Below are 18,433 nucleotides of genomic sequence, written 5' to 3'. Positions count from 1 at the left end.
TACAGATGTGGTCCCCATGCGCGGGCAGGGGGCCCGAGGCGTCTAAGGTGGGGCCCATGGTGCAGGAATTTGACAAGGTCGGCGTCGTAGGACTGGGCACGATGGGTGCGGGCATCGCTGAGGTGTTCGCCAGGGCCGGGTTCAACGTCGTCGGGGTCGAGATCGACCAGGCCGCCCTCGACCGCGGCCGTGGTCACGTGGACAAGTCCCTCTCGCGTGCGGTCAGCAAGGGCAAACTCACCGAGGAGGAGCGCGCGGCGATCGACGCCCGCCTGACCTTCTCCACGTCCCGCGAGGAGCTCGCGGACGCGGACTTCGTCGTCGAGGCCGTCCCCGAACGCATGGACATCAAGCGTGACGTGTTCGGCGACCTCGACCGGATCTGTGCGCCGGGCACGATCCTGGCGACCAACACCTCCTCGCTCTCGGTCACCGAGATCGCGGCGCTGACCGACCGCCCCGAAAAGGTCGTCGGTCTGCACTTCTTCAACCCGGCCCCGGTCATGAAGCTGGCCGAGGTCATCACCACGGTCTCCACCAGCGCGGAGACCACCGACATCGTCACCGAGGTCGCCAAACGCATCGGCAAGACCCCGGTCGCGGTCGGCGACCGCGGCGGTTTCGTCGCCAACGCCCTGCTGGTGCCCTACATCAACGACGCGATCCGCCTCTACGAGCGCAGGATCGCCACCCGCGAGGAGATCGACGAGTCCGTCAAGAAGGCCGCCGGCCTTCCCATGGGCCCGCTCGCCCTCGCCGACATGGTCGGCCTGGACGTGTGCCTGGCCGTCATGGACGTCCTCTGGGGCGAGTTCCGCGACCCGCGCTACGTCGCCTCCCCGCTGCTGCGCCGCATGGTCGCGGCAGGGCACCTGGGCCGTAAGGTCGGCCAGGGCTTCTACACGGGCAAGGACGACCCGGCCGAGCCCCAGCGGACCGGTCGCCTCGCCGAGATGGTGCGCGAGGAGGAAACCCTCGACCTGGGCGAGATGCTCATCGCGCCGCAGATCGACGACGCCCTGCGCATGATCGGCGACGGTTACGCCTCCGCCAAGGACGTCGACACCGCCATGCGGTTCGGCTGCGGCTACCCGAAGGGCCCCACCGAGCTCCTCCAGGAGCGCGGTGCGGAGTCCGTCATCACCACCCTGGTGGCGATGTCGGAGTACAGCCTCACCACCATCGCGGTGCCCGCCCCGCTGCTCATGGACCAGCTGCCCGACTCCGACGAGGAAACCTCGCACGGCAGCGGCGGCTGCGCCTGCGGCAGCTAGGCCCCGTCACCGGGTCCCGCCCGGCGGAGCCCGCTCCAGCGGTCCCCGGCCGCCGCCACACCCCCGCGGTGTGACGGCGGCCACTGGCGGTCTTCTTCTACCCTTGAAGGGTGAGCCCGCGCCGTAACAGCCCCCGCCGCAAATCCTCCCGGGGCCGCAACGCCCCCGGCGGTCCCCCCGACGAGGACGCCCTCATGCTGCGCATCACCGGAGGACAGCGCAGGGAGACAGGGCCGGACGGCGAATGGGTGACCCGACGGATACCCGGCGCGGCCGCCACCAAGGTCTACCGGTGCCCCGGCTGCGTCCAGGAGATCCCGACCGGGATGGCCCACGTCGTCGCCTGGCGCCCCTACGGCGACGGCGGCGACCGGCGGCACTGGCACTCCTCCTGCTGGGACCGGCGCTCCCACCGCTCTCCCCGGTACTGACCCGGACCAGACCAAAGAGGAGCCATGGAGATTCGAGCCACCACGGTGCTGCCCGCCGTGCGACGACCCATCACCCTGCACACCGCCGACGGCCTGGAACTCATCGGTGAACTCGCCCTCCCCGAGGGCGGTCGGCCCGCGGCCACCCTCGTGTGCCTGCACCCTCTGCCCACCGCCGAAGGCATGATGGACAGCCACGTCATGCGCAAGGCCTCCTTCCGGCTTCCCGCGCTGGCCAACGTCGCCGTCCTGCGCTTCAACACACGCGGTACGTCCTCCCGCCACGGCACCAGCCAAGGAGAGTTCGGCGAAGGGGAGACCGAGAAACACGACGTCCTCGCCGCCATCGAGTTCACCGAGTTCGAGGAACTCCCCGAACCCTGGCTGCTCGGCTGGTCCTTCGGAACCGAACTCGCCCTCAAATGGGGCTGCGACCCGCAGATCCGGGGGGCGCTTCTGCTGTCCCCACCGCTCCACCGCGCCGACGAGGCGGACATGAAGGTGTGGGCGGACTCCGGGAAGCCGGTCATGGCGCTCGTCCCCGAACACGACGACTTCCTCAGGCCCGACGAGGCCCGTGAACGGTTCGCGCCGCTCACCCAAGCCGAAGTCATCGGGGTCGACGGCGCCAAACACCTGTGGGTCGGCGAACCCTACGTGCGCCGCGTCCTCAACGAGATCGTCAAAAGGGTCAACCCCGCAGCACACCCGCTGCCCACCGAATGGGACGGGCCCTGGGAGAAGGACGGCGTGTAGTTTTGGGCCTCCGCTTCGCTTCGGCCCGTGTTCGGCGCCTTTGCGGAGGGATTCTTCGGACTCGTCTACGCCTGGCTCGTTCCTCGCTGGCGGCTTGACTCCTCCTGCAGAACCCTCCCCGGCGCTCGAACCAAAGAACACCCCCTGGGGCGGAGGTGAGCGGGAAGAGGCTCCCCCTGGGGTGACGGTGAGTGGGAAGAGGTTCCCCCTTGGGCGGAGGTGAGTGGGAGGGTGCTCCCCCTGGGGCCGGGGTGAGCGGGAAGCACTCCCCTTGTGGCTGAGGGGAGATGAACGTGACCGGGGTGCGGACAGACGGAAGGGCCCGGGACCCCCTCTGAGGGGGACCGGGCCCTTCGTCGTGTCAGTACGACCGGGGCGCGCTCAGTGGCGGCCGATCGCTACTCCTGCCACCAGTCCTCGTCGTCGGCACCCTTGCCGGAGGCGGCCGGCTGCTTGGGCTCCTCGGCGGGGGCGGCCTCCTGCTGGATCGCGGCGGGGGCCGGAGCGGCCGGAGCGGCCGGAGCCGCGGGAGCCGCCGGGGCGGCACCGCCGCCGCCACCGAGCAGCTGACGCAGCTGCTGGAGGTGCGACTGGATGCTGTCGCGCTGGCGGTTGAGCTCGTCGACCTCCTTGTTGGCGGCCGTCATGATCCGGTTGGCCTCGCTCTTGGCGTCGCTGAGCTGGTGCTCGGCCTTGGACTTGGCCTCGGCCTCGATCTGCCCGGCGTTCTTCTTGGCGTTGCTGACCAGCTGCTTGGCGTGGTTCTCGGCGTCGCGACGGGTCTGCTCGGCCTGCTGGCTGGCGTTGGTGGCGCGCTGCTCGGCGCTGGCGGCGCGCTCCTCGGCCTCGTTGACCATCTTCTGCGTGGCGGCCTGGGCGGCGGCCAGGCGCTCGGCGTCCTGGCGCTCGGCCTCGGCCCGGCGGTCGGCCAGCTGGAGCTCGAACTGGTCCTCGGTCTCGGTGCGGCGCGCCTCGGACTCGGCGTAGGCCCGCTCCGCGTTCTTGCGCAGCTCCTCTGCCTGGCTCTTGGCCGACTGGATGGTCTCGTCGCGCTCGCGCTTGGCGGCGGCCCGGGCCTGGGCGCACTCACGCTCGGTGGTGGTGCGCAGCTTCGCGATCTCACCCTCGAAGGTGGCGCGCTTCTCCGCGATCTCGTGGTCGACGGCCGAGCGCTTCTTCTGCACCTCGCGCTCGGTGGTGGAGGCCAGCTCGTCGGCCTCGCGGCGGGCGGTGGTGCTGATCTCCTCCGCCTCGGACTCGGCTGCCTGGCGCTGCTCGTCGGCCTCGCGCTGGGCGAGCGTGCGGACCTCGGTGGCTTCCGACTCGGCGGCCGCGCGCATCTCGGCAGCCTCGATCTGGGCGGCCGAGCGGATGTCGTTGGCGTCGATCTGCGCGCTCTGGACCAGCTCGTTGGCCTGTTCCTCGGCGAGCCGCAGCAGCTCCTCGATGCGCGAGCCCAGACCGGAGTAGGAGGGACGCTCCCGCTCCTGGAGCTGGCGGCTCTTCGCGGTCAGCTCCGACTTCATCTTCTCGAGCTGCTTGTTGGACTGCTTGACCTCGTTGCGCAGGCCGTCCAGGTAGTCCTGCACCTGGGTGCGGTCAAAGCCACGCAGCACCACGTCGAACTCGGGCGGGGTGTTGTCTTCGTCGAAGATGTTGTTGAGTTGGGTGTCGATGTTGTTGTTTGACGACATGTGGCGGAATCCTGAACGGGTGCGAGACGGCTACTTGCAAACTGCCAGGGGCGGCAGGAGGGCGGCTGCTTGTGCCCCAGGAGGGACGGGTTGTTGCCCGGGGTGAGCGAGCCGAGGTGCAGGCGGACCGGTGCGACGGGTTCTCGAATGACCCTGACCGCCTCCGACGGTCGCCCTGGTGCGGTGGACACGGAGGGTGCGGCCGACCCGGCTCACGAACCGGACTGCAAGACATGGATCACGCCGGAAGAAAAGTACATCCGGCAGCTAGCCGACTTTATCAAGCGTGGAACCCCTGGGAAGGGGGTTTCGGGTAACTTCCGGCGGTGCCTGTGGTCAGTCATACCGGGGGAACTCAAGCTGTGATGAGTCCGGAACGTCCCCGTGACGTTGTCCGCGCTGGTCGGGTGTTCCGGCCACCCTCAGTGGGTGCTTTGTACCAACTCGGTGAGGACCCCGCCACAGTCCTTCGGATGCAGGAAGACGATCTGTGATCCCGCGGTTCCGGTGCGGGGCTCGGAGTCCAGCACCCGCACGCCCCTCTCCCCGATTCCGGTCGCGCTCGCGGCCACGTCGGAGGTGCCGAAGGCGATGTGGTGCACACCCTCCCCGTTGCGGGCCAGGAACTTGGCCACCGGGGAGTCGTCCCGGGTCGGTTCCAGGAGTTGCAGAAAAGTGGCGCCGCCGTCGTCCGTGCCGTTGATCCGGAGCATCGCCTCGCGGACGCCCTGCTCCTCGTTGACCTCCTCGTGCTCGACCTCGAAGCCGTACGTCGTCCGGTAGAACTCGATGGAGGCGTCGAGGTCGCGGCAGGCGATCCCCACGTGGTCCAGTCGGGTCAGCCCGGAGAACGGGCCGGTGGGGCTGGGTGCGGCACTCACTGGGGAACCTCCCGAACGTCGGTGTGATCTGTGTGGGTATCGTTGCAGACCAGGTGCGTCACCCATCACTTGGAGGCCAGTTAAGATGTCCGGTTCCGTCATCGTCGGTGGGGCCCGGACCCCCACCGGCCGACTCCTCGGCTCCCTCGCCGGGTTCTCCGCCGCAGACCTGGGCGGCTTCGCGATCAAGGCCGCGCTGGAGCGTGCCGGTATCAGCGGCGAACAGGTCGGATACGTGGTCATGGGACAGGTCCTGCAGGCCGGTGCCGGACAGATTCCGTCCCGCCAGGCCGCGGTCAAGGCGGGTATCCCCATGGACGTCCCGTCCGTGACCATCAACAAGGTCTGCCTGTCGGGCCTGGACGCCATCGCCCTGGCCGACCAGCTCATCCGCGCGGGTGAGTTCGACATCGTGGTCGCGGGCGGCATGGAGTCCATGACCAACGCCCCGCACCTGCTGCCGAACGCGCGCAAGGGCTACAAGTACGGTTCCGTCGAGGTCCTGGACGCCACCGCGCACGACGGCCTCACCGACGCCTTCGAGGGTGACTCGATGGGGGCCTCCACCGAGCGCCACAACGGCAAGCTCGGTATCGAGCGCCCCGAACAGGACGCCTTCGCCGCCCGCTCCCACCAGCGCGCCGCCGCCGCGGCCGCCGAGGGGCGGTTCGACGAGGAGATCGTCCCCGTCGAGATCCCGCAGCGCAAGGGCGACCCGGTCGTGTTCTCCGCTGACGAGGGCGTCCGCCCCGACACCACCGCCGAGAGCCTGGGCAAGCTGCGCCCGGCCTTCGACCGCGACGGCACCATCACCGCCGGTTCCTCCTCGCAGATCTCCGACGGCGCCGCCGCCGTGGTCGTGATGAGCAGGGCCAAGGCCGAGGAGCTCGGTGTTCCGGTCCTCGCCGAGATCGGCGCGCACGGGAACGTCGCGGGCCCGGACAACTCGCTGCACTCCCAGCCCTCCAACGCGATCAGGCACGCGCTGGCCAAGGCGGGCAGGTCGGTCGAGGACCTGGACCTGATCGAGATCAACGAGGCCTTCGCCGCGGTCGGCATCCAGTCCACCAAGGACCTCGGGGTCTCGGAGGACATCGTCAACGTCGACGGCGGCGCCATCGCGATCGGCCACCCGATCGGCGCCTCCGGTGCCCGGATCGCCCTGCACCTGGTCCACGAGCTGCGCCGCCGCGGTGGCGGGCTCGGTGCGGCCGCCCTGTGCGGCGGCGGCGGCCAGGGCGACGCCCTGCTGTTCACGGTGCCCGCGGAGTAGTTCCAGCAGGCACCGTGGTGTGGCGGCGCGGCGGACGCGGACGACCACCCCGGTCCGTGCGCGGACCGGCCACAGGTGAGAACGTACGGGCGGGGGCCACAAGCCCCCGCCCTGTCTCTATCTGCTCGTCAAAATCGAGGAGTCGCATGAAAGCCCCCCAGTTGGTCGAACGGGTTCGCGGGGGTGACCGCAGGGCGCTGGCCCGTGCGATCACCCTGGTCGAGAACGGTGCCGCCGAACTGCGCGAGATCATGGCGGGGCTGGCGCCCCACACCGGCCGGGCCCGGGTGGTCGGGTTCACCGGTTCCCCGGGGGTGGGCAAGTCCACCACCACGAACGCCGTGGTGCGCGCGGTGCGGGCCCGGGGGCTCTCGGTCGCGGTCCTGGCGGTGGACCCCTCCTCGCCCTTCACCGGCGGTGCCCTGCTCGGTGACCGGGTACGGATGCAGGAGCACGCCACCGACCCGGGCGTGTACATCAGGTCCATGGCCAACCGCGGGCACCTGGGCGGCCTGTCGTGGGCGACTCCGCACGCGCTGCGGGTGCTGGACGCCGCCGGGTTCGACGTGATCCTCGTGGAAACGGTCGGTGTGGGCCAGGCGGAGGTGGAGATCGCCGGGCAGGCGGACACCACCGTCGTGCTGTGCGCGCCGGGCATGGGCGACTCGGTACAGGCGGCCAAGGCCGGTGTGCTGGAGGTCGCCGACGTGTTCGCGGTGAACAAGGCCGACCGGGACGGCGCCAAGGTGACCCTGCGCGAACTGCGCCAGATGATCGCGATGAAGGACCGCACCGACGAGGAGTGGAAGCCGCCGATCGTGATGACGGTCGCCGCCCGGGACGAGGGGGTCGGCGAGCTCTGGGACCGGGTCGAGGAGCACTTCGCCCACCTGGAGAAGTCCGGCGAGCTCGGAGAGCGGCGCCGAGCGCGTGCCCGCGACGAGGTGCAGGCGATCGTGCTCGACCTGCTGCGCGCCCGGATGGGCGGGGTGGGTGCCGACAGCGGCCTGGACGGGTTGGCCCGCGAGGTCGCCGCGGGTGAGCGCGACCCCTACGCCGCGGCCGACCTCCTGCTGCGGGAACTGGGCGCGGACCCGGACGCCTGAACGGCGCGGTACCCGTGGAAAGGGGTGGCCGGGGCGGAACCGTCGCACGTCGGTCCGCCCCGGCCCTGGCGGCGGTGCTCCCCGGATCAGAGCACCGGCGCCGTCGGTTCCCGACCGGGCCGGAGCCCGGGCGGGGGTCTGTGGCCCTAGCCGCCGAGCGCCGCGTCGATGGCGTTCATCAGGCTGCCGTTCGCGTCGTCGCCGTCGATCGACCAGATCATGACCCCGCCGAGGCCGTTGCCGGTCACCCAGTCGGTCTTCTGGGTCATGGCGGTCTCGTCGTCGTAGGTCCAGAAGGTCTCGCCGTCGTAGAGCCAGGCCGTGCCGAGGTCGTCGTCGCGGTACAGGTCGAAGCCGGTCAGCTCCTTCAGGTTCCGGTACTCCTCGGTGCCGTCGGCGTAGGTGCCGGAAGCCGGCCCCGCAGCGGGCTGGAAGAGTCCGTCGCCTTCGGGGCCGGGCTCCACACCGGTCCAGCCCTGGCCGTAGAAGGGCACGCCCAGGACGACCTTGCGGGGGTCGACGCCGCGGTCGAGGTAGGCCTGCACGGTCGTCTCGGTGGAGATCACGGCGCCCGGGTCACGCGGGTCCGCGGCCAGGTTGGACTGGTGGTTGGTGCTGTCCTCCCAGGTGCCGTGGTAGTCGTACCCCTGGACGGTGATGAAGTCGAGGTCTGGCATGATCTCGTCCAGCTCGTAGCCGGTGTCGATGCGCCAGGGGCCGGCGGGCATGAACGAGCTGAGCTCGAAGTGGCGGCCGGTCTCCTCGCCGAGCTCGTCGAGCTGCTCGCGGAACTCCCGGACCAGGGCGGTGAAGTTCTCCCGGTCCTCGGGACGGACGACGTTGTGCGGGTTGCCGCTGGTGGCGGGCCACTCCCAGTCCAGGTCGATGCCGTCGAAGACGCCGTAGGCCACGCCCTCGCCACCCGCGCCGTCGATGACGGGCAGGTTCCCGCGCAGGTACAGGTCGATGCAGGAGGAGACCATGCGCTCGCGGGACTCGGGGGTGAGCGCGGCGTCGGAGAAGTGCCGTGACCAGTTCCAGCCGCCCAGCGAGACGCTGACGGCCAGGTTCGGGTACCGCTCCTTCAGTTTGCGGAGCTGGTTGAAGTTGCCGCGCAGGGGCTGGTCCGGGCCGTCGGCGGCGCCGTCGACGCTCTCCGAGGCGGGAACGGCCCGGCCGTAGTCGGCGCGGGCGTCGCCCTGGTCGGGCTCGTTGGTCATGAAGCACTCGCCGTCGGAGCCGACGTTGCCGAACGCGTAGTTGATGTGCGTGAGCTTCTCGGCGCTGCCCGAGTCGACGAGGTCGCGGACGTGGTAGTCGCGCTCCTGGGCGCCCCACTGGGTGAAGTAGGCGACGCTGAGGTCCCCGTGCTGCGGGCCCTCGTCGGGCTCACCGGCGCAGGGGGAGCTGTTGACGGTGCAGTCGAGGAGGTGGCTGTTGCCGTCGGTGTGGACGCCGTTGAACCCGAACTCGTAGGTGCCGCCCGCGGGGACCACGGCGCCCCAGCCCGGCGGGGTCACGGTGTAGCCGTCCTCGGCGGATCCCTCCAGGGCGGCGTTCCACAGTTCGTGGATCCGGCTGCCCTCGGGGAGGTCGAATTCGAGGGTCCAGTCGGTGAGGTCGGCCCCGGAGGCGTTGTGGACGGTGATCTCGCCGGTGTAGCCGGTGTTCCAGCGGGCCGACTCCACGTAGGTCACCGTGAGGTCGGCGGCGTCGGCCTCCTCGGCGGTCGCCGGGGACACGAACAGGGCGAGCGGGGCCACCAGCGCGGCGGCGGCCAGCACCGCCAGCCGGTTTCTGAGTCGTCGTGAGCTCACGTCGCGAGTTCTCCTGAGGGGTCGAGGGCCCGAGTACGCGGCCCTGACGTGGGGGGATAAATTTTTAGGAAACTTAACTAATAATTACGGGCGCCGTCAACGCCTATCGGGGGGTTTCCGCGTTCCCGCGCCGGATTCCGGGGGCGGTGAACGCTTCCGGGGCGGACCTGTCGAGTTGACGGGCCGGACCAGCGGGTCACGGCCGGGGCTGTCCCCTTGTGGCCACGGGAAAGCCTTGACACGACAGTTTTCGGCAAGGTAAGAGCCCCGGCTGGGTCAGCCGGGGCTCCTACTTCTCATGCGGTTGGTGGTGCGGAAGGGTTACTGGTTGAGGGCGGTGTCCACGGCGTTCATCAGGCTGCCGTTCGCGTCGTCGCCGTCGATCGACCAGATCATGACCCCGCCGAGGCCCTGGGCCTGCGCCCAGTCGGTCTTCTGGGTCAGCGCGATCTCGTCGTCGTAGGTCCAGAAGGTGTTGCCGTCGTAGAGCCAGGCCGTACCCCGGGCGTCATCCCGGTGCAGCGTGAAGCCGGGCAGGTCCTTGATGACCTTCCAGTCGTCGATGCCCTGCTCATAGGTGCCCGGAGCCGGTCCCGTCGCACTCTGGAAGAGACCGTCCCCGTTCGGGCCGGGGTCGACGCCCGTCCAGCCGCGGCTGTAGAAGGGCAGGCCGAGGACCATGTCCGCGGGGTCGACGCCTCGGCTGACGTACTCCTGGACGGCGATCTCGCTGGAGAACTGCCGGGGGCTCGGATCGTTCGTGTCGAACACCGTGTTGGACTGGTGCGCCGTGGTGTTCTCCCAGCCTCCGTGGTAGTCGTAGCCCTGAACCGTGACGAAGTCGAAGTTGGGCATCAACTGGTTCATCTCGAAGCCCAGTTCGATCTTCTCCGGGTCGGCCGGCAGGAACGCGGTCAGTTCGTAGGACCGGCCCGTCTCGGTACCCAGGGCGTCGAGCTGGTCCCGGAACTCCTGGACCAGGGCGGTGAAGTTCTCCCGGTCCTCGGGCCGGATCGTGTTGTGCTCGTGCCCCGCGGAGCCGGGCCACTCCCAGTCGAGGTCGATACCGTCGAAGACGCCGGCCGCCGCGCCCGGGCCGCCCGCGCCGTCGAACAGGGGCAGGTTGCCGCGCAGGAACTGGTCCACGCAGGAGCTGACCATGCGCTGGCGCGACTCGGGGGTGAGAGCCGCGTCGGAGAAGTGCTCGGACCAGGTCCAGCCGCCGAGGGAGATGTTGACCTTCAGGTCCGGGTACATCTCCTTGAGCTTCCTCAGCTGGTTGAAGTTGCCGCGCAGGTCCTGGTTCCAGGTGTCGGCGACGCCGTCCACGCTCTCGTCGGCGCGGAACGAGCGGCCGTAGTCGGCCCAGGCGTCGCCCTGGCCCAGCTGGTTGGCCATGAAGCACTCGCCGTTGGCGTTGATGTTGCCGAACGCGTAGTTGATGTGGGTGAGGTCCGCGGCGGTGCCGGAGGTCTCCAGGTTGCGGACCAGGTAGCCGCGGTCGTAGATGCCCCACTGGGTGAAGTAGGCGACGCGGCGCTCGCCGGTGGGCGTGGTGCCGCCCCCCTCCAACGTGGTGGCGGTGACCGCCGCGCTTTCCCCGCCGCGGTTGTTGGACGTGTCGAACGCCCGGACCGTGAAGTCGTACTGGGTCAGGGGCTCCAGGCCGCCGACCGTGGCCGTCAGGGTGTCGGTGCCGACCGAGCGCACGACCTGGCCGCCGGAGACGATCTCGTAGCCGGCGACCGCGACGTTGTCCGTGGCCGCGTCCCAGGACAGGGCGACGGTGTTCGAGGTGATCTCGCCGACGGTCAGGCCGCCGGGGACGGATGGCGCTTCCGAGTCGGGTTCGGTGCTGCCCCCGGAGCAGGGGGCGCCGTTCACCGTGCAGTTGGCCGGGGTGGTGTCACCGCCGCCGTGGGTGCCGTTGAAGCCGATCTGGTACGAACCGTTCGCGGGGACGGGGGCGCCCCAGGACGGCGGCGTGAGGGTGTGGGTGCTGCCGCTCGAGGTGTGGACGGCGTTCCACAGGCTGGTGATCTGGACACCGGAGGGGGTGTCGAAGCTGACCGTCCAGTCGGTGAGTTCGCTGGCGGTCTCGTTCTGGATGGTGATCTGTCCGCCGTAGCCGCTGTCCCACCGGGACGTCTCGACGTAGGTGACGGTCACGTCGCCGGGTGCTGCGGCCACCGGTGTCGGGATCAGGACGAGGGGGGCGATCAGCAGCGCTGTGACCAGCGCGGCGATCCGGTTTCTCAGATGGCGTGCTCTCACGGAGGGGGCTCCAGTCGGGGGGTGGTTGCGGGACGACCGCGGAGGGAGCGGGTGCTCCGGGTTGCGGCGTGAGTCCTTGCGGAGTAGGGAGGCGTCGGCTCTGAGTTCGGGTTCAAGGACGGTGGTGAGCGGGCCATATCGTCTCTGAAGTGGGGGAACTAATTTTTAGGAAACTTAACTAATAGTTTCCCCGCGAGTCAACGAAAGCTCGCTGCTTTTCTTCGCCTTTTCCGGGGTCGGGCTCCTCCGGTCCGTGGGTGAAGCGGGTTTTCCGAGTTGGGGAGCTGGACCGGTACCGAGTGCCTTAAATGTCCCCTTGTGGCCAAGGTGAAATCTTGCCCACATGACCTAGGTGTGCTAGTGAAGCGCCTCGGGCGTCGGCTGGGGTGCTTGCCGCACGGCTCTCGAAGGGCGCGGGTTCGGGGTGGTGGTTCGCGACTAGAGTGACGGCGTGGGAAACCCTTTGAACCTTCCGTTCGACCCGATCGAGCGCGCTCACGACAACTGGAGTCAGAGATGGGGTGCCTCGCCCGCCATGGCGGCGGTCACCTCGCTCATGCGCGCACAGCAGATCCTCATCGGCGAACTGGACGGTGCCCTCAAGCCGTTCGGTCTGACCTTCGCCCGGTACGAGGCGCTGGTCCTGCTCACCTTCAGCTCCTCCGGCTCACTGCCGTTGGGCAAGATCGGTGAGCGCCTGATGGTGCACCCCACCAGCGTCACCAACACCATCGACCGGTTGGAGGGGCAGGGCCTGGTGCTCCGCCGTCCCAACCCGAGCGACGGCCGCGGCGTGCTGGCGGAGATCACCGACGCCGGGCGCGAGGTCACCGAGGAGGCCACCCAGGCGCTCCTGGGCATGGACTTCGGCCTGGGCTGCTACTCCGACGAGGAACTCTGGCGCATGCACGAGATGTTCACCCGGCTCAGGGTGGACTTCGGTGACTTCCCGGTTCCGGCCGCCGAGGCGGCGGAGCGCGGCTGACCCCGGCCTTTCCGGCCGCGTCAGCGCCACGGGTGCCTCTTCTGTACATATTTAGTTGGACGTCCTACTATCTTGGTATGTCGAACACCACAGGCGACCCCACCAACGACGCCGGGGCCCAGGAGATCGAAGCGGGACGCGACCGCTGGCAGCGCCGCTACGACTCCGCCCGCAAACGCGACGCCGACTTCACCTCCCTGTCCGGGCGCACGCTCGAACCCGTCTACGGGCCCGCACCGGACGCCGAGGTCCCCGGCTTCGAACGGATCGGCTGGCCCGGCGAATACCCCTACACCCGCGGCCTCCACCCCACCGGCTACCGCGGTCGCGCCTGGACCATCCGCCAGTTCGCCGGCTTCGGCAACGCCCGTCAGACCAACGAGCGCTACAAGATGATCCTGGCCCAGGGCGGCGGCGGACTCTCCGTGGCCTTCGACATGCCCACGCTCATGGGACACGACTCCGACTCCGAGCACGCCCTCGGCGAGGTCGGCCACTGCGGCGTCGCGATCGACTCGGTCGCCGACATGGACCTGCTCTTCGAGGGCATCCCCCTCGGTGAGACCACCACGTCCATGACCATCAGCGGCCCGGCCATCCCGGCCTTCTGCATGTACCTCGTCGCCGCCGAACGGCAGGGCGTGGACATCGGCACGCTCAACGGCACGCTCCAGACCGACATCTTCAAGGAGTACATCGCCCAGAAGGAGTGGCTGTACCCGCCCGAGCCCCACCTGCGCCTCATCGGCGACCTGATGGAGTACTGCGCGGAGCACATCCCCGCCTTCAAACCCCTCTCGGTCTCCGGCTACCACATCCGGGAAGCCGGCGCCACGGCCGCGCAGGAACTGGCCTACACCCTGGCCGACGGGTTCGGCTACGTCGAGCTCGGCCTGTCCAGAGGCCTGGACATCGACCGCTTCGCACCCGGGCTGTCCTTCTTCTTCGACGCCCACATCGACTTCTTCGAGGAGATCGCCAAGTTCCGCGCGGCCCGGCGCATCTGGGCCCGCTGGATCCGCGACACCTACGGGGCCACGACGGAGAAGGCCCAGTGGCTGCGGTTCCACACCCAGACCGCGGGGGTCTCCCTCACCGCCCAGCAGCCCTACAACAACGTGGTGCGCACCGCCGTGGAAGCACTGTCCGCGGTGCTCGGCGGCACCAACTCGCTGCACACCAACGCCCTGGACGAGACCCTGGCACTGCCCACCGAGCAGTCCGCCGAGATCGCCCTGCGCACCCAGCAGGTCCTCATGGAGGAGACCGGCGTCGTCAACGTCGCCGACCCCCTCGGCGGCTCCTGGTACGTGGAAGCCCTCACGGACGAGATCGAGGCCGAGGCCGAACGGATCTTCGCGCACATCCTGCGCATGGGCGGCGGAGAGGAAGCCGAACACAGGATCGGCCCGATGACCTCCGGTATCCTCGCCGGGATCGACAACGGCTACTTCAGCTCCGAGATCGCCGAGTCCGCCTTCCAGTACCAACAGGCCCTGGAAAAGGGCGACAAGCGCATCGTCGGCGTCAACTGCCACACCAGCACCGTCTCCGGCGAACTGGACATCCTCAAGATCAGCCACGAGGTCGAGCGCGAACAGAAGCGCGCCCTCGCCGAACGGCGCTCCACGCGTGACAAGGCCGCCGTCGACCAGGCCCTGGACCGCCTCCTCGAAGGCGTCCGCGCCGACGACGGCAACCTCATCCCGCTCATCATGGACGCCGCCCGGGCCGAGGCCACCCTCGGCGAGATCTGCGCCGCGATGGGAGAGGAGTTCGGCACCTACACCGAGGACCCGCAGTTCTGATGGGGGCTGTGTTTGTTCTGGGCTTCGTGCTTGCTTTGGGCCTCCGCTTCGCTTCGGCCCGTGTTCGGCGCCTTTGCGGAGGGATTCTTCGGACTCGTCTACGCCTGGCTCGTTCCTCGCTGGCGGCTTGACTCCTCCTGCAGAACCCTCCCCGGCGCTCGAACGAAAGAACACCCCCTGGGGTGAAGGTGAGCGGGCAGGGGCACCCACTGGGGCTGAGGTGGGGAGGCACGCCCGCTGGGGCTGAGCTTCTGCTTCGGACGAGGCGAGTGAGGGGGTGCTCCTGCTGCCGCCGGGGTGAGTGAGGGGGTGCTCCTGCTGCGGCCGGGGTGAGTGAGACGGTTGTGCCCCTGTGGCTGGTGTGAGCGGGGCGTCATCTCCGTGTGGTCTCCGAGCCTGCCCGGGATGCGGCAGGATAGGGAGTATGCAGCCTTCGGACTTTTCACCGAACAGTGCGGTTGACCTCGGGGCGCGCAAGGCGGCCTTGGAGCGTGAGGCCAAGCAGCGCGCCGAGGAGTCGGCCGGTCGAACCAATCCCTACTCCGTCCACGTCGACGAGTCCAACTTCCAGCAGGTGCTGGAGCGGTCGATGGCCGCCCCGGTGGTGCTGGCGGTGCTGGCGAGCTGGTCCGAGCAGTCCAAGCAGGTCGAGGCGGCCCTCGACAAGCTCTCCAAGGGCTCCGGCGGCAACTGGCTCCTGGCCAAGGTCGACGGCGACGCCAGCCCGCAGCTGGTGCAGGCGCTCCGGGTCTCCGGGACCCCCACGATCATCATCGCGGTCCAGGGGCAGGTCATGCCCCTGATGCAGGGCCCGGCCACCGAGGAGCAGCTGCGTGAGGGCCTGACCCAGGTCTTCACCGCCCTCGCCCAGCAGGGCATGCTGCCCCCCGGCCACCCCGGCACGGTGGACGGCGACCCCTCCGAGACGGCCGAGGAGGAACCCGAGGCGGAGCCCGAGGCCGACCCGGTGGGCGCGGAAGCCCAGGCCGCCCTGGAGCGCGGCGACTTCGACGCCGCCGCGGCCGTGTTCGAGAAGGCTCTCGGGGCCGACCCCAAGAACCCCGAGCTCAAGGCCAAACTCGCCCAGGTCCGCCTGATCGGCCGCCTCCAGGACGTGGACGGCCCCGCCGTACGCCAGGCCGCGGCCGAGGACCCCACGGACGTGGACGCGCAGATCACCGTCGCCGACATCGACATGTACGGCGGCAACTTCGAGGAGGCCTTCGACCGGCTCATCCGGACGGTCAAGCAGACCGCGGACGAGGACCGCGACAGGGTCCGTGAACACCTGCTGTCCCTCTTCGACCTGTTGCCCGCGGCCGACCCCCGAGTGAACGCGGCCCGCCGCAAACTCACCTCGGCGCTGTTCTGATCCCGAGCCCCGGAACGACCCGCACGGGTTGTTCCGGGGCTTTTCTCACGAAAATCCACGAAGCTCACTGAGTGGCCTCGTGTGTAGCAAAACATCACGTATTTACCGTTTTGAAGATCGCGGGGGTAGCGCCGCCGACGCCGGGTAGGAGATCCGCAACAGCGGTCCACCGGCCCGCGGCGAACCCGGTAGGTGCCCATGTCGACGAACGACGCCCCCCGTGCGCACGGCGGTGACCCCGTGGTCACGATCTCGGCGACCTTCGGGGCCGGAGGAAGCGTGATCGGCCCCGCCGTGGCCGCCCGGCTCAACGTCCCCTTCCTCGACCGCGCGGTCCCCAGCGCCGTGGCCGCGGAGATCGGCTGCTCCCTCGATGAGGCGCTCCGGCGCGACGACCGTGCCCCGGGCGGTCTCGAACGGCTCCTCGCCAGCGCTGCCCGCCTGCCCACCGTCACTCTGGGCAGCGTGGACACCGCCTTCATCGGCACCACGAACGAGGAGGGGCGGCTCCTCTACGACCACGAGTTCGTCGAGCAGACCGAACGTGTCATCCGGGACGTCGCGCGCACCGGCGGCGTGGTCCTGGGGCGGGCCGCCGCGGTGGTCCTCGCCGACCACCCGGGCGCCCTCCACGTCCGGCTGGACGGGGACCGCCAGGCGCGCCTGCGCAGGGCCCTGAGCTTCTGGGACGCGGGGGACAGCCGGGAGTGCGGCGGGCACGGCTGGGGGCCCGCCCCGCCCACCGCCCGGCTCCTGGACGACAACGACCGGGCCCGGGCCGCCTACGTGCGCCGCTTCTACCGTGCGGACCCCGCGGACCCCGGCCACTACCACCTGGTGATCGACTCCACCGCGCTCTCCACCGACGCCTGCGCCGACGTGGTGGTACGCGCTGCGGCTGACCGGGCCGAGGGCTCGGGGTGAGTTCACCGGCCGGACACCTCTGACAGTGCATGAATTTATGCGAATTTTTCTGAATGCGTTAATTGTCGCCTTGTGCTGACGCTACCCCCTTGACTCGGGTAAGGTGAGGCGACTCGGTCTTGGGCTCTCGTGTACAGCCCCCGGCCCATGGCCGAGGTCCGCGTGGAACACCCGATGACCGGGTGTCCCGCGGCTGGACGCGTGACCGTCGCGGACCCGGGTCCGAACGGCGCGCAGGCGCCGACGAGGCCCCGCCGGGCCAGGCCACGGAGTGCAGGGCCGTTCGCCCGACCCCCGGTGGAGAGTCCCGACGTCGGCCCGTACGTCCACGGGAGGGGCCGCCGGTGTGCCCCGCGGACGCATGACATCAGCAAAAGCCAAGGAGCAATACGTGGCCACCCTTCCCAGCGTTTCGTACTCCATCACCGTCCGTCTCGAACTGGACGCCGGAGGCAGTGCTGTCGGCAGCCTCACCAACGCGGTGGAGCAGGTCGGCGGCATGATCACCGCCCTGGACGTGGCGGCCGCTGGGCATGAGCGCATCCGCATCGACGTCACCTGCGCCGCCCGCGACACCGAGCACGCCCAGGCCATCGTTGACGCCCTCGGCGCTATCGAGGGGGTCGCGGTCCACAAGGTCAGCGACCGCACCTTCCTCATGCACCTCGGCGGCAAGATCGAGATGAAGTCCAAGGTGCCGCTGCGCAACCGCGACGAGCTCTCCATGGCCTACACCCCCGGCGTGGCCCGCGTCTCCCAGGCCATCGCGGCGAACAAGGACGACGCCCGCCGCCTGACCATCAAGCGCAACAGCGTCGCCGTGGTCACGGACGGCTCGGCCGTCCTCGGCCTGGGCAACATCGGCCCCGAGGCCGCCATGCCCGTCATGGAGGGCAAAGCCGCCCTGTTCAAACGCTTCGCCGACATCGACGCGTGGCCCATCGCCCTGGACACCCAGGACGTCGACGAGATCGTCCGCACCGTCCAGCTGCTCGCCCCCGGCTTCGGCGGCATCAACCTGGAGGACATCTCCGCCCCGCGCTGCTTCGAGGTCGAGGCCCGTCTGCGCGAACTGCTGGACATCCCCGTCTTCCACGACGACCAGCACGGCACCGCCATCGTGGTGCTCGCCGCCCTGCGCAACGCCCTGCGCGTGGTCAACAAGAAGCTGTCCGAGGTCCGCATCGCCATGTCCGGCGCGGGCGCGGCCGGCACCGCCATCCTCAAACTGCTCATGCACGCCGGTGCGCGCGACGTCATCGTCAGCGACATCCACGGTGCCGTGCACACGGGCCGTGAGGACCTGGACAGCAGCCTGCGCTGGATCGCGGAGAACACCAACCCCGAGGGTTACAGCGGGGACCTCAAGGGGTCGGTGGCCGGAGCCGACGTCTTCATCGGCGTCTCCGCCCCGAACCTGCTCAGCGGCGAGGACATCGCCCAGATGAACGAGGACTCGATCATCTTCGCGCTGGCCAACCCGGACCCGGAGGTCGACCCGGAGGTCGCGCACCTGCACGCGGGTGTGGTCGCCACCGGCCGCAGCGACTACCCGAACCAGATCAACAACGTCCTGGTCTTCCCCGGCTTCTTCCGCGGCCTGCTGGACGCCCAGAGCCACCACGTCACCTCCGACATGATGGTCGCCGCCGCCGTGGCACTCGCCGACGTGGTCACCGAGGCCGAGCTGGGGCCGAACTACATCATCCCGAGCGTCTTCCACCCGGAGCTGTCCAACCACGTGGCCACCGCCGTTCGCGAGGTGGCCCAGCGGGGATCGGCCGAGTAGGTCTCCGCGAAGGCGCGGGGGGTCGGGCACCGGCCCCGGAACGGGGTAG

The 18,433-nt window shown here is 69.7% G+C and carries 14 protein-coding genes; 10 read left to right on the top strand and 4 right to left on the bottom strand.

Annotated features, from left to right (window positions below):
• Positions 1 to 56 precede the first annotated feature (56 nt).
• From AC0VYD_RS20665 to AC0VYD_RS20655, 3 genes are all read left to right on the top strand, one after another.
• Positions 57 to 1,274 (top strand): 3-hydroxyacyl-CoA dehydrogenase, encoded by a 1,218-nt coding sequence (locus tag AC0VYD_RS20665; protein WP_475477101.1) that lies wholly within the window; start codon positions 57 to 59, stop codon positions 1,272 to 1,274.
• Between the two features lie 194 nt (positions 1,275 to 1,468).
• Complete coding sequence (locus AC0VYD_RS20660; protein ID WP_475477100.1) at positions 1,469 to 1,705, top strand: hypothetical protein; 237 nt, start codon at positions 1,469 to 1,471, stop codon at positions 1,703 to 1,705.
• A gap of 24 nt (positions 1,706 to 1,729) precedes the next feature.
• Positions 1,730 to 2,461 carry an alpha/beta hydrolase gene (locus AC0VYD_RS20655; RefSeq protein WP_475477099.1) on the top strand — a complete coding sequence of 244 codons (732 nt, stop codon included), beginning with the start codon at positions 1,730 to 1,732 and terminating at the stop codon, positions 2,459 to 2,461.
• A gap of 398 nt (positions 2,462 to 2,859) precedes the next feature.
• Here the strand turns inward: AC0VYD_RS20655 and AC0VYD_RS20650 are convergent, their stop codons facing one another.
• Positions 2,860 to 4,155 (bottom strand): DivIVA domain-containing protein, encoded by a 1,296-nt coding sequence (locus tag AC0VYD_RS20650; RefSeq protein ID WP_475477098.1) that lies wholly within the window; start codon positions 4,153 to 4,155, stop codon positions 2,860 to 2,862.
• A gap of 422 nt (positions 4,156 to 4,577) precedes the next feature.
• The gene (gene mce, locus AC0VYD_RS20645; protein WP_475477097.1) at positions 4,578 to 5,036 is read right to left on the bottom strand and encodes a methylmalonyl-CoA epimerase; all 459 of its coding nucleotides are present in this window, start codon (positions 5,034 to 5,036) and stop codon (positions 4,578 to 4,580) included.
• Positions 5,037 to 5,121: 85 nt separating this feature from the next.
• Here mce and AC0VYD_RS20640 point away from each other — a divergent pair, with 85 nt between their 5' ends.
• Together AC0VYD_RS20640 and meaB are read left to right on the top strand one after the other, a co-directional pair.
• Positions 5,122 to 6,309 (top strand): acetyl-CoA C-acyltransferase, encoded by a 1,188-nt coding sequence (locus tag AC0VYD_RS20640; protein WP_473038371.1) that lies wholly within the window; start codon positions 5,122 to 5,124, stop codon positions 6,307 to 6,309.
• A gap of 146 nt (positions 6,310 to 6,455) precedes the next feature.
• Positions 6,456 to 7,415 carry a methylmalonyl Co-A mutase-associated GTPase MeaB gene (gene meaB, locus AC0VYD_RS20635; RefSeq protein ID WP_452547366.1) on the top strand — a complete coding sequence of 320 codons (960 nt, stop codon included), beginning with the start codon at positions 6,456 to 6,458 and terminating at the stop codon, positions 7,413 to 7,415.
• Between the two features lie 146 nt (positions 7,416 to 7,561).
• On the opposite strand, the gene AC0VYD_RS20630 is transcribed toward meaB, so the two are convergent.
• Both AC0VYD_RS20630 and AC0VYD_RS20625 read right to left on the bottom strand, forming a co-directional pair.
• The gene (locus AC0VYD_RS20630; RefSeq protein ID WP_475477096.1) at positions 7,562 to 9,232 is read right to left on the bottom strand and encodes a glycosyl hydrolase family 18 protein; all 1,671 of its coding nucleotides are present in this window, start codon (positions 9,230 to 9,232) and stop codon (positions 7,562 to 7,564) included.
• Positions 9,233 to 9,553: 321 nt separating this feature from the next.
• A complete protein-coding gene (locus AC0VYD_RS20625; RefSeq protein WP_475477095.1) occupies positions 9,554 to 11,506 on the bottom strand; it encodes a glycosyl hydrolase family 18 protein in 1,953 nt (650 codons plus the stop codon).
• 463 nt (positions 11,507 to 11,969) lie between these two features.
• Here AC0VYD_RS20625 and AC0VYD_RS20620 point away from each other — a divergent pair, with 463 nt between their 5' ends.
• The 5 genes from AC0VYD_RS20620 to AC0VYD_RS20600 all read left to right on the top strand — a co-directional run bounded on the left by AC0VYD_RS20620 (position 11,970) and on the right by AC0VYD_RS20600 (position 18,384).
• Positions 11,970 to 12,491, top strand: a complete 522-nt coding sequence (locus tag AC0VYD_RS20620) for a MarR family winged helix-turn-helix transcriptional regulator (RefSeq protein WP_475477094.1) — start codon at positions 11,970 to 11,972, stop codon at positions 12,489 to 12,491.
• A gap of 77 nt (positions 12,492 to 12,568) precedes the next feature.
• Positions 12,569 to 14,299: an acyl-CoA mutase large subunit family protein gene (locus AC0VYD_RS20615; protein ID WP_475477093.1), complete on the top strand. Its 1,731-nt coding sequence runs from the start codon at positions 12,569 to 12,571 to the stop codon at positions 14,297 to 14,299.
• Positions 14,300 to 14,723: 424 nt separating this feature from the next.
• On the top strand, positions 14,724 to 15,671 hold the full coding sequence (locus AC0VYD_RS20610) for a co-chaperone YbbN (RefSeq protein WP_475477092.1): 948 nt from the start codon (positions 14,724 to 14,726) through the stop codon (positions 15,669 to 15,671).
• Positions 15,672 to 15,869: 198 nt separating this feature from the next.
• Positions 15,870 to 16,595 carry a cytidylate kinase-like family protein gene (locus AC0VYD_RS20605; protein WP_475477091.1) on the top strand — a complete coding sequence of 242 codons (726 nt, stop codon included), beginning with the start codon at positions 15,870 to 15,872 and terminating at the stop codon, positions 16,593 to 16,595.
• 391 nt (positions 16,596 to 16,986) lie between these two features.
• Positions 16,987 to 18,384 (top strand): NAD-dependent malic enzyme, encoded by a 1,398-nt coding sequence (locus AC0VYD_RS20600; RefSeq protein ID WP_475477090.1) that lies wholly within the window; start codon positions 16,987 to 16,989, stop codon positions 18,382 to 18,384.
• The last annotated feature ends 49 nt before the right edge of the window (positions 18,385 to 18,433 follow it).

The organism is Nocardiopsis sp. iso_40, from assembly GCF_056173285.1.
Note: the sequence above shows the minus strand (reverse complement) of the source record. Positions and strands in the feature narration are given on the sequence as shown.